This is a genomic window from Acidimicrobiia bacterium, from assembly GCA_029210695.1.
GTDB lineage: Bacteria > Actinomycetota > Acidimicrobiia > Spongiisociales > JAHEDJ01 > JAHEDJ01.
The window spans coordinates 18,689-41,355 of sequence record JARGFH010000003.1; the positions used below are offsets into that span (position 1 = coordinate 18,689).

Sequence of the window (22,667 nt, forward strand, 5' to 3'; positions counted from 1 at the left end):
ATAGGCGGGCGCCGCCGACGTTCACGCCCTAGCGGGTGACTTCGTAGCCCTGACCCTCGATGGCGCCGATGATGGCGTCGAGTTCCAGCGCTGTGTCATCCCAGGTGACGTCGACGGTTCGGGGCTCGATGTGAACCTCAGCAACCGTTACACCGGCAAGGTCATTGAGGGCGCCCTCTATGGACATCTTGCAATGGCCGCAAGAAATGTCGGGAACGGAAAGGGTTTGAGTGGTCATAGTGCCTCCAGGTTGGGAGCGGGTCCGGTAACGGCCGCGGTGTACTTCATGACTTCCATCAGCTCGTCGACGACTTCCAGCGTTCTCCCCTCATCAACCGCGTGAGCGACGCACGTCTCCAGATGGTTCTGGAGAAGAATCCGGTTGACCTTCTCGAGCGAACCCTGGAGGGCAGATACCTGCTTCATTATCTCGGGGCAGTACCGATCGTCGTCCACCATGCCGATCACGCCATCGAGGTGACCCCGTACGGTCTTGAGCCGATTGAGGGCGGCCTTCTTGTGGACTTCTTGCATGACCGCACTATAGCACCCCACCTGGGGTGGGGTAAGACCCCGTCGGGTTTGGTGAGGAATGGGCCAAGGCCCCGGGGAGGGTGGGTATCCGGGGCCTCGGCGAGATGGCGCCTGCGGAAGTGGGGAGTGCCGAGGGCGCCAAGCTTTGTTATCTGTGCAATCGCAGGATGAGGTCGGAACAAGTGATTCCGAAACGACGTCCTGTTCGCTGCTACGTGCCTTCAGGAACGATCCTGCCCCGGACTCGTGGGAATTTCACGGGCGCATGGGCGTAGCAGTGCTCGCGCCGGTTGTACTGCGAAAGCCTTGTGTCGCAGTTCGAATCGGCGCAGACACGACCGGTTGTGAAGGTCTTTGAGGGACGAACTCCCCCTCGAAGACGCCGTCCTTTGAGTGTGTTGTCTGCCATGTTGGGCCTCCTCAGGCCTATGTTCCCCGTACAACGCTGGCGAGGTTAGATCTATTTCCACTATCTCGCCAGTGTATATTCGATTTCCCCTGTTCTACGTACCCGATGTCATTGCCGGATGAATAAATCGTATGCGACAAATCTCACAGGAGCGTTAACGCCGGGTGAAGATCCGGTAAGAACCCCCCGGGGCTTCTTGTGTGTGTCGACACGAGGGTTCTCATGCCCCTTATACGCTCGGGGGCGGGCCGTGGTTCCCGGGAAAGCCCGGATTTCGCCCGGCTACCGGCTGATGCCCAGCTTCGCCAGAAACGCGGCGTTGGATGGTTCTCGCCCGAGGAAGTCACGGAGGAGCTCTGCGGCATCCTTGGATCCATTCGGCTCTAGGACGGCCTTCCGGTATGAACGGCCGACCTCCGGGTTGGTGACGCCTGCTTCAGAGAACTTGCTGAACATGTCGTCGCCGAAGACCTCAGACCACAGGTATCCGTAGTAGCCGGCGTCGTAGCCGCCCATGAGGTGGCCGAAACTCGAGGGGAAGAACGTGTCTTCATGGGGTGGAAACAGCGTGATCTCCTGCGATTCGGTCAGTATCGCATCGAGGTCGCGATCGTCTCGCGGTCCGTGCATACCCATGTCGAGCCACCCGAAGGAGATCTGCCGGAGGGTGGTGAGCGCAACGTTGAGATCCCGGGCGGCGACGAGTTGCTCGACCAGGTGAGTGGGAATCGGTTCTCCCGTCTGATAGTGCCGGGCGAACCGGCCCAGCACCTCCGCGTTCCAGCACCAGTTCTCCATGATTTGTGAAGGTGCCTCGACGAAGTCCCACTCGGTGTTGGCAGCTGAGAATCGCACGAATTCCGCCCTGGTGAGTGACATGTGGAGGATGTGGCCGAATTCGTGGAACAGGGTGACAACCTCGTTGTGCTGTAGCAACGAGGGCTTGCCGGTGGTCGGTTTCGTGAAATTGGCGACGATAGCGGAGACGGGTGTCTCGAACCCCCCACCGGCAGATAGATGGCCCGGCACCAGCGGGAAGGCAGCCGCGTGGCTGTACTTGCCCTGGCGCGGAAACAAGTCGGCGAAGAAGTGGGCAATCAGCTCTCCGGAGGCCGTATCCCGGACCTGATACAAGGTGACATCGTTATGCCATGCACCGGGCGACTCGATCCGCTGGTAGTCGAGCCCGAAGACCTCGCCGGTGATCGCAAACATGCCTTCGATGACTTGCTCGATCGGGAAGTACTGCGCTACCTCGTTCGGATCAACACCGTATCGCTCTTTGCGAAGCCGGGTGTCGTAATAGCGATAGTCCCATCCACGCAAAGTGTCGTCGTAGCCGTCTTTCTGCAGGAGGGCGGTCATCGTCGCTCGTTCCTGTCCGCCCTTTGCGGACAGGGGTGGGATGAGGCCCTCATAGAACTCGAACACCGCCTCGGGGCGCTTCGCCATCTTGACTTCCATGCTGTGGTGCGCCCATGAGGGTTGGTCGAAGATCGCGGCGATTCGTTCCCTGATTCGAACGGCTTCCTCGAGGATCGGCCGGTTGGATTCGACCGCCTGAGTGTTGAACTTGAACGTCAGTTGCTCACGCAGGTCTCGACGCCTGGCGCTCTCCATGAATGGGACGACGTCCGGATAGTCCATCGAGATCTTGAGGCTTCCCTCCTCATCTCCAGGCTTGAGCTGGGCTGCGTAGCCGTCGGGTAGCCCATCGAGATCCGCGGACGTGACGATCAGGTAATCCTCGTACTCGGCCAGGTTCTTGGAGAACGCCACAGAGAGCTCGACCAGCCGGTCCTGATGATCCTTGAGCTCTGCTCGCGCCTCGTCACCCAGCTCGTGCCCGGCCCGGCGAAAGTCCCGCATCGTGAAGTCGAGAAAGCGACGCTGCTGGGGCGTGAGTCGACGGGCTTCTTCCGTTTCGGAGAACTCCCTGACGGCCTCGTAGAGGTCCTGTCGGAATTCGAGTTCGACCTGCCACTTCGACAGACGCTCTTCGGCTTCCCGGGCGGTATTACGGATGTCCTCCTCGGTTGAGACGTTCCCGAGGAACGGTCCCCGACCGTACGCATGACCCACGAGAACGGCGAGGGAATCGAGCGGCTGCATGGTGTTGGCGAACGTGCGATCGCCGGTGAGGTCAACGATCTCCTGGATCAGCTGGTTGCCGCCGGACACGGCTCGGTCGACGGTCGCATGAATGGAGGCCCCGGTAGCGGAGGTGTAGTCGAATGGCATGCCGAAACGATAGTGCGGCTTCGCTACCGTGAGGCCATGGATACAGGTTTGGGCGGCAAGCGCGTACTCGTCACCGGAGGCGCGGGAGGTATCGGGGCCGCCGTCGTCAGGGCCTTCGCTTCCGAAGGAGCCGCCGTGGCGGTGCACTACCACTCCTCGCGAGAACAAGCCGAGGTCCTCAGCGCCGAGGTTGGCGGCATTGCGTTGTTTGCCGATCTGACCGTTGAGGAACAGTCGGCCGAGTTGATTCCCGCTGCAGCCGCGGGTCTAGGGGGTCTGGATGTGTGCGTTGCCAACGCCGGAGCTTATCCGGCCGACCCGACGCCGTTGTGGGAGATGTCGCTCGAGCGCTGGCACAGGGTGCTCGACGCCAACCTGACGTCGGTGTTCTTGACCGCTCGCGGGTTCCTTCGTCACGTTCGGCAGACGGGAGCCGGGAACCTCGTGCTAGTCGGGTCGACTGCCGGCACGTTCGGTGAAGCCGGGCACTCGGACTACGCGGCTGCCAAGGGAGCGATCGGCTCCGGGTTGCTGGCCTCGCTGAAGAACGAGGTGGTTGACCTCGGCCCGGGCGTGCGTGTGAACGCGGTCGCTCCAGGTTGGACGGCCACCCCCCGGCGGGTCTCAGCCGGGATCGATCCGCGGCACTTCGAGCGGGCCACCTCGACGATGGCCCTCAAGAAACTCGCCACTCCCGAGGACGTGGCAGCTCAGGTGGTCGTGCTTGCGTCTGATCGTCTGTCCGGACACGTGACGGGTCAACTCGTGACGGTCTCCGGCGGCATGGAAGGCCGCCTCATCTGAGTTTTCTCCGCAATGCTGTGTATTGCCACGGTCCATTGCATTGCGGAGAAAACCATCTCCCGTTTCTCGGCAATGCTGTGTATTGCCACGGTCCATTGCATTGCGGAGAAAACTCAGAAGAAGAGCATTCGGGTGGCGGCGACCACCGCCATCACGATGATCACCCATCGGATCCATCCTGCCCCCTTGGCGACGGCTAGGCGGGTGGCAAGGATGGCTCCGCTCACGTTGCCGATGCCCATGACCAGCCCGTAAGACCAGTTGACCTGGGCGGCCGAGGCGAACAGCAGCAGCGCTACCGGCGTGTAGACCAGGATCAAGAAGACCTTGGCAGCATTACCGCGCACCAGATCCAATCCGCCTCCGACGACCAGGGCCGCCAGCAACAGGAATCCGACACCCGCCTGCACAAACCCGCCGTAAAAGCCAACCCCGAAGAAGATCAAGCTTCTGAGGGGCTCGCGGATCGACTTCTCCTGTCCACCGAGCCACTGTGACGGCTTGATCAACACAGACGCAGCTACGAGCACGAGGACGAATGCGAACACCTTCGTCATCGCCTCTGAGTCGAGCCGCGTTGCGATCCACGCACCCGTGATGGCACCGATCACCGTCGCCGGGACGAGTGGAACGACCTTTCTCCAGTCGAGTTTGCCCGCTCGACGAAAACCCGCAACGGCTGCGACTTGCGCCATCAGGATGGCGATCCGGTTTGTTCCGTTGGCGATGCCTGCGTCACCGAGCGCTTCGAGGAGCACGGGGATCGTGATGACCGACCCACCGCCGGCCACGGTATTGACGAAGCCTGCCGCGAATCCGGCCGCAATCAACAGCGCTGCCGTGAGGGGATCCATGACGGGGGATGTTAGAGCGCCCGGTGTGAGCAGGGCCCGTCTAGAGGGTTGAGAACCGGTGCTTTGAGTCGCACCGGTAGGAAATGAGGGCATATGATCGAGCCATGAGCGAAGAAGTACGCGTCACGGCGATCATGCACGACACAACCGACCTCGATCAGGCGGTCGATTTCTGGACGGCAGTCCTCGGCATCGAGGTTCTCGAGCGAGCGGGCAACTTCGTGTATCTCGGGCGCCTCAGCGGCGAAGGCCCTCACCTCGCCTTTCAGCTCGTCCCGGAAGCCAAGGAGGTCAAGAACCGCCTTCATCTCGATATCCAGGTCCCCGATCGAGCTGATTTCGCAGCCAGGATCGAGGAGCTTGGAGGCCGGCGCCTCGGCGAACATCAGGAGGGCGAATTTCCCGCCTGGATTGTCATGGCCGATCCGCAGGGCAACGAGTTCTGCATATACGACGGGCGCTCTGCATAGGGCTGGAACGGTGCGCCTCCAGGGCCACCTGGCCGGCGGAGGTGAGCGGTCCGGCCTTTGGCGTTGGGCGACCGGCCGGCGGTGGCCTGCCGTGCGAGTCCCGACGGTGCCGGCACTTACGCCTCTGACTCCCTGGTTCTGCCCTACCTGTTGATTTTCTTTGGCCAAACGCTTGGTTCAGAAGGGGCGGCTGGTCAGACTGTTGTCATGTCCCGATCGTTGATTGCCTTTGTCCTGCTGCTGGCAGGATGTGGTTCCGGTGTCGCGACGGTTGAAGTGCTCGTTCCACCAACCGCGCCGACGACCACGACCGTTGTCGCCGATGTGCGGCCGTCCACCACGATCGGGGCACCTCCGCTCGCCACTGTCACCCTCGCATTCGGTGGGGATACGTCCTTCACGCATGGACTGGCGAACGCCGACCCGTTTGCAGGCGTCGCCGGGTTGATAACGGAGGCTGATCTCTTCTGGATCAATCTCGAGACGGCCGTCGCCGAAGAAGGCGTTGGGACCACTCTCGACAAGGAGTACGTATTCATTTCACCACCGGTGACAGCCGAGCTACTGGCGGCGGCCGGCGTGGATGGTGTGGCACTGGCCAACAACCATGCGATGGACGCCGGGATCAACGGTCTCGCGCGGACGCTCGACTTGCTCGACGCGGCCGGGGTCGCCCATGCGGGAGCCGGCCTGAATCGAGCTGAGGCGTATGCCCCCGCGCTGGCGAGGGTCGGATCTGAGTCGGTAGCCGTCGTCTCGTTCTCCCGGGTGCTGCCCTCCGATTCCTGGACGGCGACCGAGAACCGGCCGGGCTTGGCATCTGCCTATCAACCGTTCGTCGACGAATCCGTCGCGACTGTTTCCAGGGCGGCGCAACTGGCAGACCTCGTCGTTGTGATGGTGCACTGGGGCATAGAGCGCTCAGAATGCCCCGAGGCGTACCAGCGGGAACTGGCCGTGCAGTGGGCGGGTGCCGGTGCCGATCTCATCATCGGAAGCCATCCTCACGTTCTACAGGGCGTTGAACGCATCGCCGAAACCTGGGTGGTCTACTCGACCGGCAATCTCGCCTTTCCGTCGGCCTATTCGGAAGACACTACGCAGACGGCCCTATTTTGGTTCACGACCACGGATGACGGTACCGAGTTGCACGCCACACCCGTGCGGATCGTCGAAGGGCGGCCGAAGATCGCCTCGGACGCCGATCGAGCGACAATCCTCGGCACGCTGAATGGCCGTTCGATCAATGTGGTGTTCGATTCGGCAGGGAGGGCAACGGTCGCCGGCGGCGACTCAGTCTGTCGCTGACTTCGCTTCCCAAACGACCGGGCTGGCCGGCCACGCAATCGGTTCCCCTTCGATCCAGGTCGCCAGAACCTTTGTTTCCCGTAGCCGGTCGGGGTCAACCTCCACCGGATTGCGATCGACGATGGTCAGATCACAAGGTTCACCCACTTCGAGCCGTGGTGAGCCGGTGGCCCTCGCCGCACCGGTGGTGAACAGAGCCAGGGACTCAGTGGCGGTGAGGCGTTCGGCAGGAGTCAGCCCTGCTCGGTCCCGGGCAGCTGCCATTCCCCACCATGGAGACGGAGGCTCCACAGGGCAGTCGGAACTCCCGGCCAGGGGCACACCCTCCTTCAGGAGCGACCGGAATGCATAGGTGCGGTCGAGCCGCTCTTTCCCGACCCGGCTCTCCAGCCATCCTGCTTCCGACATGAGGAAGGACGGCTGAACAACTGCCGTTGCTCCGAGTTCGGCCATGCGTTCGACGTCCCGCTCCGTGATGACGGAGACATGCTCGATGCGCAAGTCTTCCGGATCGGCTCCGCTCTCCAGCAAGCGTTCGTACATGTCGAGCACGGCCGCGTTGGCCCGGTCGCCGATGGCATGCACGGCGACCCGGCCATCCAACTCGAGGGCCGCCCGCGCCATTTGCTCGGTGCCGGCGTCTATCCGGATGGTCCCGGTGGTGTCGTGATCGGCGAATGGTTCGTACATCGCCGCCGTATGCCCCCCGAAGCTTCCGTCTGCGAACTGCTTCACGCCCAGAAACCGAACCCAGGGCCCGGCATTGGAGAGCCGTCCGGCTGCCGATTCCAGGGCTTGCGGATCGTCCGTGATGGCAAGCACCGACATTCGCAGCGGCAGATCCGGGCCGACTTCGGTCACGAGATCGAGTTCGTTGCCGACCCCGCACCACAAGTCCCCGCTCAGGTCGATGATCGCCCCGAGCGACGTCAGCCCCAGCGAAGCAAGCCCGTACATGGCCGTCAGGAACTCGTCGGGGGTGAGATTGCCGGTGCGCCCACCAACCGGACCGGCTGCCAGGGCAATAGCCGTCTCGCGCAGGACTCCGGTCGGGATTCCGTCGGCGTCCCGATCGATGATCCCCCCGATTGGGGTGGGGCTGGTCGCGGTAACTCCGGCCAATTCGAGTGCGGCAGTGTTGGCAACGGCCACATGACCGCAATAGCGGTAGAGCAGCACCGGCCGGTCCCCGACCACTGCATCGAGGTCGGTTCGAGTTGGGAAGCGCCCAATCGCCTGATCATCGAACCGGGTGCCGACCAGTGCGCGGCCCGGCTCGAGTTGTGACGCCGCCTCACCGACCATGGCGATGAGATCCGCAATGCTGCCGGCGTCGTCGAGGTTCAACCTCATCAGGGCCGTCGTATAACCCAAGGGGTGGAAATGGGCATCGACTAGGCCCGGGGTGATCACTCCTCCGGAGTAGCGCTCCTCGACGAGGCCCGATGCTCGTAGGTCCTCCGCCCACCCGATTGCCTCAATCCGGCCGTCCCGTACCAACACGGCGTTGCCGCCCGCTCCATCCGGAGTAACGATTGATTCGGCGATGATCAGGCGTCGTCGCATCGAGCCGCCCGTTGGTTGGTTGTTGCCATCAAGACGAAAGTACCCGCTTGATGGACGGTTCGAGCATTGTCTGGAGAGCGCGGTGGATGCCACCATTGGTGGCCAGGACAAAGCGATCGTCTACCCGGGAGGCGTCACCAGTTTCATTGGTGACCCGGCCGCCCGCTTCGGATACGAGGAGGATTCCGGCTGCCACATCCCAGGGCTTGAGGCCGAACTCCCAATATCCGTCCAGACGTCCTGCCGCCACCCAGGCAAAGTCGAGGGATGCAGTCCCGAACCGCCGCACACCTCGCGCAACGCGTAATGCATCTGTCACCGGCGCCGTGTATAGGTCGGCGCGTTCCTGCCGGTCGTAGGGGAACCCGGTAACCAGCACACTCGAGCCGAGATCGGTGCGACCCGTGACCCTGATCGGCTTCCCATTCAGGAGAGCGCCTTGTCCCCGGTCGGCCGCGAAGACGTCGTCACGCATAACGTCGACGACCACGCCCACCAATGGCTCCGCCCCGTCCCACAGACCGACCGAGACTCCGACGTGTGGAACCCCTGCAACGAAGTTGACCGTTCCATCGAGCGGGTCGATGATCCACCTGCGTCCAGCCCCACCCGTCTTTCCACCGCTCTCCTCCGCCAGCACTCCGTCGTCCGGGCGGTGGGCATGGATGACCGTCAGAATGGCGTGTTCGGACTGGCGATCGGTCTCCGTCACCGGATCGACCGCGCCCTTCATCTCCGGGGGAATGGAGGCACCGAAACCATCGCGAACCACCTCCGCGCCGGACAACGCCGCCTGCACTGCAACGTCGAGATCTGAAGTAGATGTCATACCGCAGAGGCTAGGCCAAAGGAACCCATGAATAGTGGCCTGAGGCGGACGGTGCCATACAATCGAGCGCCATGGTGTCGTTCGTAGTTGCGCTTCTGGCGGCCCTCGTGGCCGTGCTTGCCTTTCCTCCTTTCGGCCTCGGGTTCCTCGCCCTGCCGGCGGCGGTCCTGTTGCTGTGGGCCCTGCGCAGGGCTCCTTCCGCGCTGGTGGCAGCATTGTCGGCCGCCGGCTACGGCATCGCTTTCTTTGGCTTCCTCATGTGGTGGATCAGCAGAACTGAGCCGATTGCACTCCTCGCCCTCGTCGTCACCGAGTCCCTGTTTCTGACCGGAATGGGTTGGTTCGTCTACCGGCAGCGTCGACTCCCTTTGTGGTCATGGACCGCGGCTATCGCGGGTGGATGGGCGCTGATGGAGATTCTGCGCGGATGGATGCCGGTCGGCGGCCTTCAATGGGGCGGTCTCGGCTACGCGCTGGCCCCCTACGCACCGGCGCGCGGGGCCGCGGCGTTGATCGGCGCCTCCGGATGGTCGGTCGTCATCGTGATGACGGCGGCCGTCGCCGTCGGTATCTTCGAGGGGCGGGCTCGCCGCGTCTGGATGCTTCCACCCCTCAGTCTTTGGGTCGTGCTCCTGAGCGCCGGGGCGTTGTGGCCGGCGGTTGCCGATGGGCCGTCGCTGCGGGTGACCGTGGTGCAGGGGAGCACGCCGTGCGTCGAGCATTGTGCAGGCGATCGTCTGGCGATTTACGAGAACCATCTGCGACTCACGCAGACCTTGCCTGCCGGGTCGGCCGATCTCGTCGTGTGGGGGGAGAGCGCAACGGGATACGCAACCGACCCCTTGCTGGAGCCGACCGTTGGGGCTTCGATCGCAGACGAAGCCACCCGCATTGGAGCGTACTTCCTGGTTGGTGGCGATCGTCCGATTGGAGACGATCACTTCGTCAACGCCAACATGTTGTTCGACGCGACCGGGGCCTACCTCGGTGAGTACAACAAACGGCAGCCCGTCCCATTCGGTGAGTATGTTCCTTGGCGTAGTGTCTTTGGATTGATACCCGCCACCGATCGGGTCCCACGCGACATGTTGCGGGGGACGGGTCCCGTTGTATTCGACCTCGGCCCCGGTTCCATCGGATCAGTGATCTCCTTCGAGGGTTCGTTCGCCCGGCATACCCGGGAGCACGTCCGGGACGGCGCCCGGTTGATGGTGGTGACAACCAACGAACGCAGCTACGGGCTAGGACCGGCGGCCGATCAACTGATCGACATGACGAGAATGCACGCGGCCGAGAACGGTATCGATCTCGTCCAGGCGGCCATCACCGGGAAGTCGGCCATTATCACCGGTGGGGGGGAGATCACTGCAGTCACCCCCCTCTATGAGGAGGCGGTCATCAGTGAAACCGTGCGATTCCGATCGTCCGGAAGAACGTTGGTCAATTTGTGGGGAGACTGGGTCTCGATCCTGGCGGTGGCGGCCCTGGTGGTCTCCCTCGTATGGTCGAGGCTAGAGCCGAATCGGAATGAGCGGAGGGCCACATAGTGTGGCCCTCCGCCAGCCGGCTCTGAGAACCCTGAGGTTCTCGCCAGGGACAAGCCGGCGGCAAGTAAGTTCTACCGTCTGCAACTATCTGCCGTCCACTTCCTCGCGGACCTTTGACCGGCTTCACAACTGACTAGTTACCGGTCGATCCCTTTCGATGGATCAGTTACCGGGACCGCCTTCGTACGCGGCGAGAGCGCCATCGATCACGTCGATGGCCGCGTCGAGTTCATCCAGGGTGGCAGTCAGAGGCGGAATGAACCGGATGATGTTGCCGTCCGGCCCGCAGGGGATCACGATCAACTCGTGGGCGACGCCGTAGGAGGCGATGAAGTCCATCGCCCCGGGATCAGGCGTGCGTGTTGCCCGGTCGCTCACCAACTCAACGCCGATCATCAACCCCAGCCCACGCACGTCGCCGATCGTGTCGTGGCGAGCTCTGAGGTCGTCGAAGCGTTCGAAGGCTCGTTTGGAGAGGTCACGGGCATGCGGCAGGAGCGGCTCCATCACGTCGATCACCTTGGCGGCCGCCGCGCAGGCGACGGGGTTGCCACCGAAGGTCGTGCCGTGAGCACCGACCGGCCATTTGTCGATGATCTCGGAGGCGGCGCCGTATGAGCTCAACGGCAGTCCGTTAGCGATTCCTTTTCCCATCACGAGTACGTCTGGTCGGATCCCGTAGTGGTCGGCGGCGAACCAGTTGGCGGTGCGACCGAAACCGGTCTGGACTTCATCGAAGACCAGCATGATTCCGTGCTCGTCCGCCAGGTCCCTCACAGCTTGGAGGAACCGTTGCGGGGCGGGGTAGTAACCACCTTCTCCCTGGACCGGTTCAATCAGGAAGGCGGCAATGTTGTGCGGCATGACCTCGTGCTTGAACTTCTTGGCGAGTTCATCGAGGGCAAGGTCGGTCGCTTCATCCTCCGTCATTCCCCACCGGTACGGGTGCGGAAAAGCAGTTACGAAGACCGAGCCGAGAATCGGATGGTAATTCTCGCGGTACTTCGCATTGGAGGTCGTATAGGCAACCGATCCCATCGTGCGGCCGTGGAAGGCACCCCGGAAGGCGATGACACCTTGCCGTTTCGTGGAGTAGCGAGCCAGCTTGACCCCCGCTTCGACCGCTTCGGCACCCGAGTTGGCAAAGCCGAATTTCTCGATTCCCCCTGGCGTGATTCGCCGGAGGCGTTCCGCCAGCTCGACTATGGAGTCGTATCGGAACACGCATCCAGCATGGGCGAGTTTGTCGAGTTGTGCCTTGGCCGCGGCGATCACCTCGGGATGGTTGTGACCGAGATTGGCTACCGCCGTCCCACAGGCGAAGTCGGCCCACCGGTTGCCGTCGGCGTCATACACCCACGGTCCCTCGGCATGGTCGGCGTGGATGTCGGTGTCGAAAGCCAGCATGGGAGCGACTGAGCTCTCATGCCGGCGGAGGAGGTCGCCCATTTGGTGGCTCCTTTCGGTCGAGTAACCGGATGCGGCAGTACAAGGTCCGGTCAACGGGACTCGCACAACGGGCGGGAACGGTCCGCCGTCCTCCCATTCTGGCACAGCAGCCTTCCGCCCGATCTGTGGCGAGCGGTGATACTGGTGGGATGCAACGATTGATCGTCACCGAGGCCTGGACCTCCACCTACGACGACCCGATCGTGGTGGCACCCGGCGAACACGTGTCCGTCGGCCGGCGCGATGTCGCCTGGCCGGGATTCGTGTGGTGTATCGGCAGCGGAGGTGAGGAGGGCTGGGTGCCTGAGGAAGCCTTGATGTTCGAGGGAGACTCCAGTGCGATTGTGGCCCGGTCCTACGACGCGCAAGAGTTGACGGTGAGGGTGGGCGACTCGGTCCGAGCAACCGAGTCAATAGCCGGGTGGACCTGGTGTGAGGGTGATGACGGCCGGGCCGGGTGGGTTCCTGATAGGTGCTTGAGAGGCGGGTAAATCCCGGGACCCCCGCCGGTCGGGAAGCCGCTGGAGTGTTCTGGTCTATTGCAGACATACCGCTTACGTTCGCCTTAGCGGCAGCACCGCGGGCAATCTGAATCCTGCGAAGTCGTTTGAGATGGGCCATGTGTACACCGGGTCGGGTGTACGATCGGAGTGTGGCGAGACGGCCGGAACAACCTATGCCCGATGATCTCCTGGTGGAACTCGATCAGCGGGGATTACTCGATTCCTATCGAGCGCGGCCCTTCTACCAGCGCAACGATTATCTCGCCTGGATAGGACGCGCCAAGCGGCCTGAGACTCGCCACAAGCGAATTGACCAGATGCTTGACGAACTCGATGCGGGCGGTTCGTACATGGGGATGGAGCATCCGCCCAGCCGGAAGAGCTGAGGCAGAAGTTCCCCGACCACAACTCCTGCGTCTCATGCATAAACCAACGACGGGTGGCTGTTCGAGGACCGGGAGTTGCGAACCGGGGGTGGTCAGGACGTGAACCCCGGCAGTCCTTCCGGCAGCTCGATGAGCACGGCGTGACCCTTGGCCGTGACCGTCCCACCGACCGACAACTCGGTGTCCACGACGACCTTGCGACCTTTGGATTCCACTTCAGCTCCGACGAGGTGCATTGGACCCAGGGGGGTAGGAGCCAGGTAGTCAACACCGAGGTGCGCCGTGACGAACCGCGGCGATGCCTCGTCACCCACCTGCCGGCCTGCTGTCCGCATCGCGAAAATGGCGGCGGATCCAGTTGAGTGACAGTCGATGATCGAGGCGATCAACCCCCCATAGGCGATCCCGGGAACCGCGGTGTGATATGGCTCCGGGGTGTAGTCGGTCACAGTGTGATCGCCATCGAGACGGGTCTTGATCTTGTGGCCGGCGTCGTTGAGTTTCCCGCACCCGTAGCAGTGGGCGACGTCGTCCGGATAGAAGTCCTGTATGGCCTGAGCCACATCGAACCGGGCCGCCCCAGCCGGAGATTCGCTCACAGCCCGCACCCACAGGAGAGGACCTTGACCGGACCGACGTCATCATTGACGTACTCCCAGGCCTCGAGGAATGCTCCTTCCCAGACCCGGCCGTTGACGACGATCTCCATCTTGCCGTCTCCGTTGAGGTCGGCCACCGCCGCCACTTCGTAGATGATTATGTTCTGTGGGAGGTCATCGAACGAGGTGATGATGCTCTCACCGAGAATCGCCGTCTGTATGTCCCCCTCGATGATCTTGCGGAGATACAAGATCGAGTAGGCGCCGGGGGCCGTGTCCATGAAGCCGTCCGGCACCGTCGAGGCCGCCACGATCACCTCCATGACTCCGTCACCCTCGAGATCAGTACGGATGACCTGGGTGTTGTTGATGATTGGCACCGCCGCCACCTTGCCGGCCAGCAGGTTGGCGGTCGCTTCCACATAGGCCTCGTTGCTGTTGGATAGGAACTCGATGGGATGCGGGCGGACATCACTCGAGGTCTGAATCCCGATTGCGTCGAGTTCTTGGAAGTCACCGGCCAGCGGCGGATCGAACTGGACGTTCAGCAGGTCGAGTGGTTCGCACCAAGGCTGGGGGTCGGTACCGAAGGCGTTCGTGATCGGCTCGTCGAGGCGCACCACCTGGTATTCCTCACCCCCGGTCACGGGTGGTACGCCTTCATTGGACCAGTTGCCGCTAGGTCCGTCCGACCAGCCGAGCATGCAGGTCTTGCCGGCGACGAGGAAGGTGTCGAGGAGTGGGGCAGTAGTGGTGGTTGTCGTCGGAGCGACGGTCGACGTCGTAGTTGACAGAGACGTCGTGTCCGTGTGCCCCGACGTGGCGGTGGTTGATGTCGCCGCCGCCCGCCCGCTCGTTGTGGACGTCGTGCTCGACGCCCCGCTACAAGCGGCAGCGACCAGGGCCAGCGATAGCAGCGCAGTGCCGATTCGGAAGCTCACGTTGTCCTCTCGGTGCTAGGACCAGCCTATCTCGCTCGCCGGTTCGGCAGTTGACCTTCCCGGGTGGAGATCCTCGAGTGGCCGGCCTAGTTGCGCAACCGGACCTGCGTTGGCCCCGGGCCGACGCGTCCGACCGCACGGGCCGAGTGCCCGTGGGCGTCGAAGGCGGCGACGACGGCCTCGACCTCACCTGGAGCGACGATGGCCAGATAGCCGATTCCCATATTGAACACCCGGAACATCTCGTCTTCTGAGATGCCTCCCCACTCCTGGACCACCCCGAACACATTTGGCCGTTCCCACGAGTTCATGTCGATATCGGCGCACAGACCTTCCGGAAGGACGCGGAGGAGATTGCCGGAGATCCCTCCTCCGGTTACATGAACGAAGGCGCGCACAAATCCGGTGGTTGCCGCCTCGAGAACAGCCGGCGCATAGATGACGGATGGCGACAGGAGAACCTCGCCGATCGAGCCGTCTTCCCCCGGGAACGGATCATCGAGTGACCGGGACCCCAGGATCTTGCGTACCAGTGAGTATCCGTTCGAGCGAAGGTTCGGGCTCTCCACCCCGATAATTGTGTCGCCGGCCGCGACCGATGTACCGGTGATCTCTTTTCCGCTCTCGACGACCCCAAGAGCCGCCCCGGCCAGATCGACATGGTCGGAATCGACGATACCCGGGTGTTCGGCGGTTTCGCCGCCCACGAGTGCGCAGCCGGCCAGGACACAAGCGTGCGCAACCGAACTCACGATGAGGCGATCCCGGTCCGAATCGATACGCCCTACCGCCAGGTAGTCGGTGAACGCAATGGGGCGGGCTCCGACGGCGGCAAGATCATCGACGCACATGGCGACCAGATCATGGCCTACACCTTCGTACCGGCGGGTGCGGCGGGCGACCTCGAGCTTGGTCCCGACCCCATCCGTACTCATCATCAACACCGGATTGGTGTATCCGGCCGGAATCGTCACTCCGGCCGCGAATCCGCCGAAACCTCCCACGACGTTTGGTCCCCAGGTCGCCGTGACGGACTCGGAGATTCCGGCCACAAACCGTTCGGCTTGCTCGAGGTCGACCCCCGCCTCCCGATACGTCGCCATCAGCGTTGCTCCAGTGCGAACTTGTCGTTCAGGCCGGCAACCGGAGTGGGATAGTTGCCACTCAGGCAGGCGTTGCAGAAACCCAAACCAGTTCCACCGGCCGATTCCTCCAACCCGCCAAGTGAGAGGTAGGCGAGCGAATCGGCATCGAGGAACTCCCTGATCTCATCAACGGATAGCTGGGCGGCCAGCAGTCGCGATCGATCGGACGTGTCCATGCCGTAGAAGCACGGCCACCGATATGGTGGGGAAGAGACGCGAAGGTGGACCTCCGTCGCCCCCGCTTCCCGAACCATCTTCACAAGCTGGCGGGTGGTGCTCCCGCGAACGATCGAGTCGTCGACCAGCACGATTCGCTTGCCGGCCAGGTTCTCAGGGATCGGGTTGAGCTTGAGTCTGATGCCGCGGTCCCGCAACATCTGCGTCGGTTCAATGAACGTCCGGCCGACATAACGGTTCTTAACCAGACCGTCGGCATAGGGGATTCCGCTCCCGGCGGAAAAGCCCTGGGCGGCCGGAATGCCGGACTCGGGCACGGGGACGACAACGTCCGCCTCGACTGGTGACTCGATTGCCAGTTTCCTTCCCATCCGTTGGCGAGCGCCGTGGACGCTCTGGCCGTAGAGATTGCTGTCCGGTCTTGCGAAGTAGACGAACTCGAATATGCAGAGACGGGGGTCGACCGAGTCGAAGGGTTGGAAGCTGCGGACGCCACCGGCGTCGATAACGACCATCTCACCGGCTTCGATATCTCGTACGAACGTGGAGCCGACCAGATCGAGGGCCGCAGTCTCCGAGGCGAGGACCCAGCCGCCCTCCGGGAGCGAACCCAAGCAGAGCGGCCGGTATCCGTGCGGATCGCGAACGCCGACGAGATGCCCCTGATCCATGATCACGAGCGAGAATGCACCTTCGAGTTGGTGGAGGACGCTCATGAGCGCTCGTTCGAGCTGGCGCCCATCGGATCTTCCGTCCTGGATTGCCCTTGCAATAGCGTCCAGCATCAACATCGAGTCGGTGGTGCTGGAATCGTCTCCGAGTTTGGCCGCCAACTCCACGGTGTTGGTCAGGTTGCCGTTGTGACCGAGGGCGATACCCGTGTGTTCGACCTGGCGATAGGCCGGCTGAGCGTTCTCCCAGACCGTAGAACCGCTCGTCGAATACCGGGTGTGGCCGATTCCGAGGTGTCCGGGGAGGCCGGCGAGGTTGGTCTCATCGAAGACCTGTGACACGAGCCCCATGTCTTTGAACACCGTCGTAGTTTGACCATCCGAGGCCGCAATGCCTGCGCTCTCCTGCCCGCGATGCTGCAGAGCAAAGAGCCCGAAGGAGATGATGTGAGCGGCGTCCTGTCCGGGCGCGTATACGCCGAATACACCGCATTCTTCACCGGGAGTGCTTTCGAAGGTCGATTCCACGCTATCGCCGAGTGTAGGACCCATTCGTTGCTTGGTACTCAGGACCCGGTACTCGTTGCCGTTTGGGGCTCCATTCGACCGCGGATGGCGTTCCGCCACGCCTCCGTCGCCTCGCCGAGGCCGATCGAGGTCTCGACGTCCCCATCGCCAAAGAACTCAATTGTCTTCCCACCCAATGATCCGATTCTTTGTGCGACTACCCCGGAATCTGCGGCTGCCGCGCGGATGGAACCGGCTGCTTCGGGGTCGGCAACGGCAAGGAACCGGTGGGGGTCCTCGGAAAACAGGGCTCGCCAATCCGCATATTGGATCCGGGCGCCGAGGCCGGACCGTATGCAGATCTCCGCAATCGCAACGGCCAATCCACCGTCCGAGAGGTCGTGGAGCACGGGTGCCGTTCCCTCTGTGGCGAGATGGCGGGCGAGATTGATGATCGCGTTTGCCTCGAGCGAATCGGGCTCGCCGGGACGGCCACCCACATGACGTCGCATGATCCTCTCGAAGGCGCTGCCGGCGAGGTTGACCGCCGCATTCGATCCCATCAACCAGACTTCCATGCCCTCCCGGCCGGCTTCGAGTCTGGGAGGCTCGGCGGGCATCGGGTCGGCCAGGCCGAGCATGCCCACTACCGGAGTCGGGAAGATGTCCACGCCGTTGGTCTCGTTGTAGAACGAAACGTTGCCGCCGATGACCGGAATACCGAGCGCTTCACAGGCCTGTGAGATTCCTTCGACCGTTTCGACGAATTGCCACATGACGTCGGGCTTCTCCGGGTTTCCGAAGTTGAGGTTGTCGACCACGGCTAGTGGCCGGGCGCCAACCATCGCCACGTTGAGGGCCGATTCGTACACGAGTCGGGCAGCACCGCGGCGCGGATCGAGATAGCACAGGCGGCCGTTTCCGTCTGTTGAGACCGCCAGGCCCTTGGACGTTCCCTTGATACGTAGCAGGGTTCCGTTGTCGCCTGGTCCCACGACGGTGTTGAGAAACAGCATGTGGTCGTACTGCTCATATACCCAGGAGGGATCGCCGATCGAGGGATCATCGAGGATGGTCAGGAGGCTCTCTCTGATGTCGGGGGACTGAACGAACTCGATGGTGTCGCTCCACAGATCGGCTTGCCAGCCGGGTTCACCAAACGGGCGATCGTAGGTGGGGGCATCCTCGCTGAGTGAGGCGGCCGGAACCTCGGCGACGAGATCTCCGTCCTTGAATACGCGCAACATGCCACCAGACTTCACCTCTCCGACGATGGAAGCGTCGATCTCCCACTTTCCGGCAACCGCCATCACATCGTCGAGTTGGTCTGGGTGCACGAAAGCCATCATTCGCTCTTGCGACTCGGACATGAGCAACTCGGCCGGCGTCATGTCGTGCTCGCGGACATGGACTCGATTCAGGTCGACTTCCATCCCCATGCCTGCCCGGGCGGCTGGTTCCGAGGTCGAGCACGACAGACCGGCCGCTCCGAGGTCCTGGATTCCCACTACGAGGTTGTCTTTGTATAGCTCCAGACATGCCTCGATCAGTTTCTTCTCTTGAAAGGGATCTCCGACCTGAACCGATGGGCGCTTGCCACTGCTGTCTTCCGCGAAGCTCGCCGACGCCAACACGGAGGCGCCGCCGATGCCGTCCCGACCGGTCGAGGCGCCCAGCAACACGGCGATCGTCCCGGCCTCGCCGGCCGTTCCGAGTACGAGTTGTTCCCTCCGGAGGATTCCGAGGCACATGACGTTCACGAGAGGGTTGCCGTCGTAGCAATCCTCGAAGGCAACTTCCCCGCCTACCGTTGGAACACCGACTGCGTTGCCGTATCCGGCGATGCCCGCCACGACACCCGAGAAGAGGTACCGGTTGCGGGGTTCGTCGATGTGGCCGAACCGGATCTGGTCCCACAGAGCGATTGGCCTGGCTCCCATCGTGAAAACGTCGCGCAGGATGCCTCCGACACCGGTGGCCGCCCCCTGGTAGGGCTCGACGAATGAGGGGTGGTTGTGGCTTTCGATCCGGAGGGCAGCCAGCCAGCCATCTCCTAGATCGACCACGCCGGCATTCTCACCGGGGCCGACCACAACCCACGGGGCTTCCGTTGGGAAACGGCTCAGATGGGGTCGCGACGACTTATAGGAACAATGCTCCGACCACATCACCGAGTACATGGCCAGTTCTGCGAGGCGCGGGTCTCTTCCGAGCAGGCCGACGACGCTCGAGAATTCGGAGTCGGTCATTCCCAAATCCCGATGGAGGGGACGTGCGTCAGACATGCGCCGGTTTTCCTGCTGCGAACTCCCAAACCGAGGCGCCAAATGACTCGAGCAGTACCCGGCCGTCTGTTGAGCCGAGCAGCGTCTCGATGGCCCGTTCCGGGTGGGGCATCAGTCCTGCCACGTTTCCGGCGCGGTCGGCGATGCCGGCGACGTTGTCGGCCGAACCGTTGGGATTGGCCGCTTCGGATACCGTCCCGTTCGCGTCCGAATAGGTCAGAACGACCCGGCCGCTGGGGTTGGCCGGATCCATCGTGTAGTTGCCCTCGTATGAGTTCAGGGGGATCTCGAGGACGTCTCCGACCCGGGCGGAGCGGGTCAAGATCGACGTAGTCGACTCGACTCGAATGTGCACCGGCCTGCAGATGAACCGGAGGTCGCGATTGGCGAGGAGTACGCCGGGAAGAAGGCCGGCTTCGGTCAGAATCTGGAACCCGTTGCAGATGCCCAGCACCGGTGCTCCGTCGCCGGCCAATCGGCGGACCTCGGCCATCACCGGTGAGAAACGTGCGATGGCTCCTGTGCGAAGGTAGTCACCGTGGGCGAATCCACCGGGGAGAACAACTCCACTGAACCCGGAGAGGTCCTTCTCCCGGTGCCACACCAGTTCGGCTTCAACTCCGAGATCGTTGAGTGCGAATACGACGTCCTGCTCGCAGTTGCTACCCGGGAACACAGTCACGGCGACCGTCATGCCCCGTTGCCGTCCTCCCCGAGAAGTCGGATCTCGTAGTCCTCCATTACCGGGTTGGCGAGGAGCTGTTCACACATGGACTCGATATCGGCCGTGGCCCGATCGGCGTCGGCCGTTTCGACCACGAGGGTGATCACTTTGTCGATTCGCACGGAAGCAACCTCAGAAAACCCCAGATCACGAAGGCCGCGCAGCACCGCCGCCCCCTGGGGGTCGGCGATATCGGAGCGCCTTGTCACATGGACGGTCGCTTTCATCTCCCCATCTCCAGCAGGTAGGTATCGAATGGACGGCCGGTGATTCTCTCGAATGCGTCGGTGTACTTGGCTCTTGTTTCTGTGATGACGTCCGCCGGGAGGCGCGGTGCCGGTGGCGTATGGTCCCATCCGACCGAATCGAGCCAATCGCGAACGAACTGCTTGTCATAGGAGGGCACCACGGTGCCGGGGTTCCACCGGTCCCGGGGCCAATAGCGGGAGGAGTCGGGGGTGAGGACCTCATCGATGAGCAACAACTCGCCGTTAGACCATCCGAATTCGAACTTTGTATCTGCAAGGATCACGCCGCGTTCGGCCGCGTAGCGGGCGGCCGTCAGGTACACGTCGATCGAAGTTCGCTTGAGTCGCTCATAGAGGTCGTCACCGAGCAGTTGCCGTGCGCCGGCTTCCGTGAGGTTTTCGTCGTGGCCCGAGGCGGCTTTGGTGGCTGGCGTGAAGATCGGTTCGGAGAGTTCGTCGGCCATGTCCAGTCCGGCCGGCAGATGCTCGGTCGTCGGTCCGCCGCCGTCTCGGTACTCCCGCCAAGACGACCCGTAGAGGTAGCCGCGTACGACACACTCGACCGGGATGACGTCCGCCCGCCTGACCACCATGGCCCGACCGGCGAGATCGTTGCGTTCGAGGTCTGTCAATGGCCCGATGTCTGATAGGTCCGTCGTCAGCAGGTGGTTGGGGGTCTCGAGGAGTCCGAACCAGTGCAGCGAGAGCCCGGTGAGGACGCGGCCCTTGTCTGGAATCGGATCCGGGAGAATCACGTCGTAGGCGGAGATTCGGTCGGTCGCCACAAACAGCAACCGCTCCCCATCGATCTCGTAGATTTCACGGACCTTGCCTGAGGCAAGGTGTTTCAATGCCGGCACGCGGCGGGATGGTAGCGGCCGCACGGGCATCACAGTATTTTCTCCGCAATGCTGTGGATTGTGGCGATTCAGTGCATTGCGCAGAAACCTCTATGCACTTTCTCGGCAATGCTGTGGACCGTGGTGATTCATTGTATTGCCGAGAAACGGAACAATCGGTCCGGTCGGCCGGTTGTTGAGGGCTGTGAACGGCCCCAACCCCATCCGAGTCGCCTGGTCGATGCTTCGCAACCAGCTGACCGTCGCACGACCACGCCCTGCCGGAACCGGCCGTTTCGATCACTCAGCCTTGTCGCCACCGCTCGAGGCGCTGGCGCGGGGCAAGATGGCTGCCCTCGGAGGATTGCGGCCTGCACTCGATCACTACATAGATGGCCTCGCCGCCGTCGATCCAAATGAGCTCTCGAGCAATGAAGCACTGGCCTTCTGGCTGAACCTCTACAACGCAGGGGCACTCCGGCTGGCGGCCGACGCGGTTACATCAGGTGAGGAATCGGTACTGCGGGTGCCCGGCGCCTTTGACGGACCGTTCGTTGCCGTCGCCGGCGAACACCTTTCCCTCGACGCCATCGAACATGCCAAGATCCGGCGTTTCGGAGACCCCCGAATTCACTCGGCGATCGTCTGCGGATCGGTGTCCTGCCCGACCCTCCGGGGCGAACCCTACGACGGTGATCACCTCGATCGGCAACTCGAAGATCAGATGCGGCATTTCCTCTCGTCGGGAGGTGCATCCGCTTCCGAAGGTGTGCTCCTGCTGTCCCGCGTGTTTCTCTGGTACGGAGCCGACTTCGTTCGCCCCGGCCGGATGCCCACCTGGCTCCCAGCTTCGCCAAAGCGAGTGGCGGTGGCTCTCCGGCCGTGGCTCAACGAGGAAACTGCGAGCGTCTTCACCGTGACGTCGCCCCGGATCGATTTCCAACCCTATGACTGGGGACTGCGCTGCGCGATCGGCTGACGGACCGCGGCGCCCAGTGAACCGAGAGCGAGTAGCGCGGCCATCGCGTCGAAAGGGAGCACCCACCGCACGAGAGCGCTGCCGTCGATGAGCCATCCCCCCTCGTCGGAGAATCCGACGATGCGGAGGTAGTTCCAGATCGACCAGATGCAGATGACTGAGAGAACTCCCGCGCTCAGGCGCGCCGGCCACTCACCCGTCAACCACCGAACCCCGAAGTACAGTGCCGCCACCGACCAGGCGATGTCGAGAGTCGACAGAAGCTGAAGGAACTGCAGCGATGGATCGAGTCGAAGCGCCGCCGACGTTGCGAGCGTGACGAGCGCCACGACACCGGTGTCCAGAGCCACGAGCGATCCGGCAGTCGTGAAACGGCGGAGGCGATCGCCGCGAATCGACGTGAACATTGGCTGATCCACATAGCGGGACAGGTCGATCATCGTCGCGAATCCGAGCAGCACGATCATTGCCACATGGAGCGTGGACCAGGTGAGCAGGGACCCGGATTCCGGCTGTGGAAGGAGGAGCAGGAAAGGTGAGATCGCCAGCCCCAGCATCAGCCAGCGGAGGGAGCGCAGAAGGGCTTGTTCGAGGGCCACCAGCAGAGGGTACCGGGTAACGGATAGTCGGCGTGCTCGTTACGGACGACATG

23 protein-coding genes are annotated in these 22,667 nt (G+C 63.0%); 7 read left to right on the forward strand and 16 right to left on the reverse strand.

What is annotated here, in order from left to right; all coding sequences use genetic code 11:
- Positions 1–28: 28 nt before the first annotated feature.
- From P1T08_01450 to P1T08_01460, 3 genes are all read right to left on the reverse strand, one after another.
- Entirely contained in the window at positions 29–238 is a 210-nt protein-coding gene (locus P1T08_01450) for a cation transporter (protein MDF1594750.1), read from the reverse strand.
- Entirely contained in the window at positions 235–534 is a 300-nt protein-coding gene (locus P1T08_01455; GenBank protein MDF1594751.1) for a metal-sensitive transcriptional regulator, read from the reverse strand. The genes P1T08_01450 and P1T08_01455 overlap by 4 nt, the downstream gene beginning before the upstream one ends.
- Before the next feature lie 691 nt (positions 535–1,225).
- Entirely contained in the window at positions 1,226–3,184 is a 1,959-nt protein-coding gene (locus P1T08_01460) for a Zn-dependent oligopeptidase (protein ID MDF1594752.1), read from the reverse strand.
- Positions 3,185–3,220: 36 nt separating this feature from the next.
- Here P1T08_01460 and P1T08_01465 point away from each other — a divergent pair, with 36 nt between their 5' ends.
- On the forward strand, positions 3,221–3,988 hold the full coding sequence (locus tag P1T08_01465; GenBank protein MDF1594753.1) for an SDR family oxidoreductase: 768 nt from the start codon (positions 3,221–3,223) through the stop codon (positions 3,986–3,988).
- 113 nt (positions 3,989–4,101) lie between these two features.
- Here the strand turns inward: P1T08_01465 and P1T08_01470 are convergent, their stop codons facing one another.
- Positions 4,102–4,842 carry a sulfite exporter TauE/SafE family protein gene (locus tag P1T08_01470; protein ID MDF1594754.1) on the reverse strand — a complete coding sequence of 247 codons (741 nt, stop codon included), beginning with the start codon at positions 4,840–4,842 and terminating at the stop codon, positions 4,102–4,104.
- Positions 4,843–4,946: 104 nt separating this feature from the next.
- Between P1T08_01470 and P1T08_01475 the strand changes: the two genes are divergently transcribed.
- On the forward strand, positions 4,947–5,312 hold the full coding sequence (locus tag P1T08_01475) for a VOC family protein (protein ID MDF1594755.1): 366 nt from the start codon (positions 4,947–4,949) through the stop codon (positions 5,310–5,312).
- A 207-nt stretch (positions 5,313–5,519) separates the two neighbouring features.
- Positions 5,520–6,620 carry a CapA family protein gene (locus P1T08_01480; GenBank protein ID MDF1594756.1) on the forward strand — a complete coding sequence of 367 codons (1,101 nt, stop codon included), beginning with the start codon at positions 5,520–5,522 and terminating at the stop codon, positions 6,618–6,620.
- On the opposite strand, the gene P1T08_01485 is transcribed toward P1T08_01480, so the two are convergent.
- Both P1T08_01485 and P1T08_01490 read right to left on the reverse strand, forming a co-directional pair.
- Positions 6,606–8,186 (reverse strand): amidohydrolase, encoded by a 1,581-nt coding sequence (locus tag P1T08_01485; GenBank protein MDF1594757.1) that lies wholly within the window; start codon positions 8,184–8,186, stop codon positions 6,606–6,608. The two genes, P1T08_01480 and P1T08_01485, sit on opposite strands and share 15 nt — an antisense overlap.
- A gap of 28 nt (positions 8,187–8,214) precedes the next feature.
- The gene (locus tag P1T08_01490; protein MDF1594758.1) at positions 8,215–9,015 is read right to left on the reverse strand and encodes an inositol monophosphatase family protein; all 801 of its coding nucleotides are present in this window, start codon (positions 9,013–9,015) and stop codon (positions 8,215–8,217) included.
- Between the two features lie 71 nt (positions 9,016–9,086).
- Between P1T08_01490 and lnt the strand changes: the two genes are divergently transcribed.
- A complete protein-coding gene (lnt, locus tag P1T08_01495; GenBank protein MDF1594759.1) occupies positions 9,087–10,562 on the forward strand; it encodes an apolipoprotein N-acyltransferase in 1,476 nt (491 codons plus the stop codon).
- Positions 10,563–10,724: 162 nt separating this feature from the next.
- On the opposite strand, the gene P1T08_01500 is transcribed toward lnt, so the two are convergent.
- Positions 10,725–12,011, reverse strand: a complete 1,287-nt coding sequence (locus tag P1T08_01500) for an aminotransferase class III-fold pyridoxal phosphate-dependent enzyme (GenBank protein ID MDF1594760.1) — start codon at positions 12,009–12,011, stop codon at positions 10,725–10,727.
- A gap of 149 nt (positions 12,012–12,160) precedes the next feature.
- On the opposite strand from P1T08_01500, the gene P1T08_01505 reads away from it, so the two are divergent.
- Complete coding sequence (locus P1T08_01505) at positions 12,161–12,502, forward strand: SH3 domain-containing protein (GenBank protein ID MDF1594761.1); 342 nt, start codon at positions 12,161–12,163, stop codon at positions 12,500–12,502.
- Between the two features lie 185 nt (positions 12,503–12,687).
- Entirely contained in the window at positions 12,688–12,900 is a 213-nt protein-coding gene (locus tag P1T08_01510) for a YdeI/OmpD-associated family protein (protein MDF1594762.1), read from the forward strand.
- Positions 12,901–12,992: 92 nt separating this feature from the next.
- Here P1T08_01510 and P1T08_01515 read toward each other — a convergent pair whose 3' ends face one another.
- The 8 genes from P1T08_01515 to P1T08_01550 all read right to left on the reverse strand — a co-directional run bounded on the left by P1T08_01515 (position 12,993) and on the right by P1T08_01550 (position 21,057).
- On the reverse strand, positions 12,993–13,499 hold the full coding sequence (locus P1T08_01515; GenBank protein MDF1594763.1) for a PaaI family thioesterase: 507 nt from the start codon (positions 13,497–13,499) through the stop codon (positions 12,993–12,995).
- Entirely contained in the window at positions 13,496–14,440 is a 945-nt protein-coding gene (locus tag P1T08_01520; GenBank protein MDF1594764.1) for a hypothetical protein, read from the reverse strand. The genes P1T08_01515 and P1T08_01520 overlap by 4 nt, the downstream gene beginning before the upstream one ends.
- An 86-nt stretch (positions 14,441–14,526) precedes the next feature.
- Complete coding sequence (gene purM, locus P1T08_01525; protein MDF1594765.1) at positions 14,527–15,543, reverse strand: phosphoribosylformylglycinamidine cyclo-ligase; 1,017 nt, start codon at positions 15,541–15,543, stop codon at positions 14,527–14,529.
- The gene (purF, locus tag P1T08_01530; GenBank protein MDF1594766.1) at positions 15,543–16,961 is read right to left on the reverse strand and encodes an amidophosphoribosyltransferase; all 1,419 of its coding nucleotides are present in this window, start codon (positions 16,959–16,961) and stop codon (positions 15,543–15,545) included. Before purF ends, purM begins: the two co-directional genes overlap by 1 nt.
- 38 nt (positions 16,962–16,999) lie before the next feature.
- Positions 17,000–19,225, reverse strand: a complete 2,226-nt coding sequence (gene purL / locus P1T08_01535; protein MDF1594767.1) for a phosphoribosylformylglycinamidine synthase subunit PurL — start codon at positions 19,223–19,225, stop codon at positions 17,000–17,002.
- Positions 19,218–19,919, reverse strand: coding sequence for a phosphoribosylformylglycinamidine synthase I (gene purQ, locus P1T08_01540; protein ID MDF1594768.1), 702 nt, complete (start codon positions 19,917–19,919; stop codon positions 19,218–19,220). The genes purL and purQ overlap by 8 nt, the downstream gene beginning before the upstream one ends.
- The gene (gene purS / locus P1T08_01545) at positions 19,916–20,176 is read right to left on the reverse strand and encodes a phosphoribosylformylglycinamidine synthase subunit PurS (GenBank protein ID MDF1594769.1); all 261 of its coding nucleotides are present in this window, start codon (positions 20,174–20,176) and stop codon (positions 19,916–19,918) included. Before purS ends, purQ begins: the two co-directional genes overlap by 4 nt.
- Complete coding sequence (locus P1T08_01550) at positions 20,173–21,057, reverse strand: phosphoribosylaminoimidazolesuccinocarboxamide synthase (protein ID MDF1594770.1); 885 nt, start codon at positions 21,055–21,057, stop codon at positions 20,173–20,175. Before P1T08_01550 ends, purS begins: the two co-directional genes overlap by 4 nt.
- Positions 21,058–21,241: 184 nt before the next feature.
- On the opposite strand from P1T08_01550, the gene P1T08_01555 reads away from it, so the two are divergent.
- On the forward strand, positions 21,242–22,015 hold the full coding sequence (locus tag P1T08_01555; protein MDF1594771.1) for a DUF547 domain-containing protein: 774 nt from the start codon (positions 21,242–21,244) through the stop codon (positions 22,013–22,015).
- Here P1T08_01555 and P1T08_01560 read toward each other — a convergent pair.
- On the reverse strand, positions 21,982–22,614 hold the full coding sequence (locus tag P1T08_01560; GenBank protein ID MDF1594772.1) for a hypothetical protein: 633 nt from the start codon (positions 22,612–22,614) through the stop codon (positions 21,982–21,984). The two genes, P1T08_01555 and P1T08_01560, sit on opposite strands and share 34 nt — an antisense overlap.
- Between the last annotated feature and the right edge of the window lie 53 nt (positions 22,615–22,667).